Source organism: Rhizobium sp. 05N430, from assembly GCF_056396985.1.
Map to the genome: position 1 here is coordinate 1 of NZ_JBFTMO010000037.1, position 2,494 is coordinate 2,494.

Annotated in this window: 2 protein-coding genes; both read left to right on the top strand. The window is 56.7% G+C overall.

Annotated features, from left to right (window positions below):
- Positions 1-110 precede the first annotated feature (110 nt).
- A complete protein-coding gene (gene istA / locus AC1DJO_RS29780; RefSeq protein ID WP_168302455.1) occupies positions 111-1,637 on the top strand; it encodes an IS21 family transposase in 1,527 nt (508 codons plus the stop codon).
- Complete coding sequence (istB, locus tag AC1DJO_RS29785; RefSeq protein ID WP_477974125.1) at positions 1,627-2,439, top strand: IS21-like element helper ATPase IstB; 813 nt, start codon at positions 1,627-1,629, stop codon at positions 2,437-2,439. The genes istA and istB overlap by 11 nt, the downstream gene beginning before the upstream one ends.
- Positions 2,440-2,494: the final 55 nt, after the last annotated feature.

Genomic DNA, 2,494 nt, shown 5'->3' on the forward strand with positions numbered 1-2,494 from the left:
TGTTGATTTGCGCTGAGAGCTGACCCGGGACTTCGGGTAAATATCACTGAGAATTGACCCATGTTTCAATCATCCCCTGTGGTTTCAGCGGGGGCTCTGGAGTGATCGACATGGCGTTACTGAGCGTAATCCGACGCTGGCATTTTCGGGATCAGCTATCGATCCGGGAGATATGCCGCAGGACGGGCTTATCCCGGAATACCATCCGCAAATATCTGCGTGCCGGCGGCGTTGAACCCAAGTTTAATGTCCCGGAGCGGCCGAGCAAGCTTGATCCATTCGCGGATCGGCTATCAGCGTGGCTGAAGACGGAATCGAAAAAGAGCCGCAAGCAGAAGCGGACAATGAAGCAATTGCATTCTGATCTGGTGAGCCTGGGCTATAATGGTTCCTACTGCCGCGTTGCAGCCTTCGCTCGAGAATGGAAATCGGACCGACAGAGAGAACTCCAGACGACAGGACGTGGCACGTTTGTCCCCCTGGCATTTGAACCGGGTGAGGCGTTCCAGTTCGACTGGTCTGAGGATTGGGCCATCATCGGCAATGAACGCACCAAGCTGCAGGTGGCACATACAAAGCTGAGCTACAGCCGTGCCTTTATCGTCCGGGCCTATCTGCTGCAGACCCACGAGATGCTGTTCGATGCGCACAATCATGCGTTCCGCGTCTTCGGTGGAATTCCTGGCCGTGGCATCTACGACAACATGCGCACAGCGATCGACAAGGTTGGCCGTGGAAAAGAGCGTGACGTCAACGTCCGCTTCATGGCGATGGCCAGCCACTACCTGTTCGAGCCCGAGTTCTGCAATCCGGCTTCAGGTTGGGAGAAGGGGCAAGTCGAGAAGAACGTTCAGGATGCGCGTCATCGCTTCTTTCAACCGATCCCGCGCTTTCCATCATTGGAAGCCTTGAATGATTGGCTTGAGCTTCGGTGCAAGGAGTTCTGGGCAAAGACACCACATGGTCAGGTACGCGGCACCATTGCCGACATCTGGGCTGAGGAGGCTCTGGCTCTCATGCCTGTTTCCAGGCCGTTCGATGGTTTTGTCGAATATACAAAGCGTGTCACGCCGACCTGCCTCGTGCATCTTGAGCGCAACCGCTACAGCGTCCCGGCCTCTTTCGCCAATCGCCCGGTAAGCCTTCGGGTCTATCCGGATCGTGTCGTTATCGCAGCAGAAGGTCAGATTGTCTGCGAGCATCACCGCGTCATCGATCGTTCCCATGATCGTCCGGGACAGACTATCTACGACTGGCGGCACTATCTGGCTGTCGTACAGCGCAAACCAGGCGCTCTTCGCAATGGTGCTCCGTTCGCCGAGCTACCGGACGCATTCAAGAACCTGCAGCAATACCTGCTCAAGAAGCCGGGTGGAGACAGGGAGATGGTCGATATCCTGGCGCTTGTTCTTCAGCACGATGAGCAAGCAGTCCTGTCGGCCGTAGACATGGCGCTGAAGTCCGGGGTTCCGACCAAGACTCACGTGTTGAATCTGCTGCATCGCCTTGTCGATGGCAAATCCTTCACGCCGCCGACGCTCGACGCACCCCAGGCACTCGTGCTCACCAATGAGCCTAAGGCCAATGTCGAACGCTACGACACCTTGAGAAAGACGGAGGTTCGTCATGCGTCATAACCCGGCAAGCGGTGCGATTGTCATCATGCTACGGCAATTGAAGATGCACGGCATGGCTCAAGCCGTCGGAGAGCTGACAGAACAGGGAGCGCCGGCGTTTGAAGCTGCCATTCCGATCCTGTCACAGCTTCTGAAAGCGGAAACGGCTGAACGAGAGGTGCGATCGACGGCCTACCAGCTCAAGATCGCACGCTTTCCTGCATACCGCGATCTGAACGGCTTCGACTTCGCCAGCAGCGAGATCAACGAGGCGCTCGTGCAACAGCTCCACCGCTGCGAATTCCTCGATGACGCCAATAACATTGTCCTGGTTGGCGGCCCCGGCACGGGCAAGACGCACATTGCCACGGCGATCGGTGTCCAGGCCATCGAGCATCACCACAAGCGGGTTCGGTTCTTCTCGACCGTCGAACTGGTCAACGCACTGGAACAGGAAAAGGCACAAGGTCGCTCCGGGCAGATCGCTAATCGCCTTGTCCATTCCGATCTCGTCATTCTCGACGAGCTGGGATACCTGCCATTCAGCGCGTCAGGTGGTGCGCTGCTCTTCCATCTGCTGAGCAAACTCTACGAGCGCACCAGCGTCATCATCACGACCAATCTCAGCTTCAGCGAATGGGCCAGCGTGTTCGGCGATGCAAAGATGACAACCGCGCTGCTCGACCGGCTCACCCATCATTGCCACATCCTCGAAACTGGCAACGACAGCTTCCGCTTCAAAAACAGTTCCGCACATGAGCCCAAAACAGCAAAGGAGAAACGCAAGAGCTTGACCATCAAGACCGACACGAACGATACCTAAAAGGCGGGTCACTTCTCAGTGCAAATCCCGGGTCAACTCTCAGCGCAAATCAACA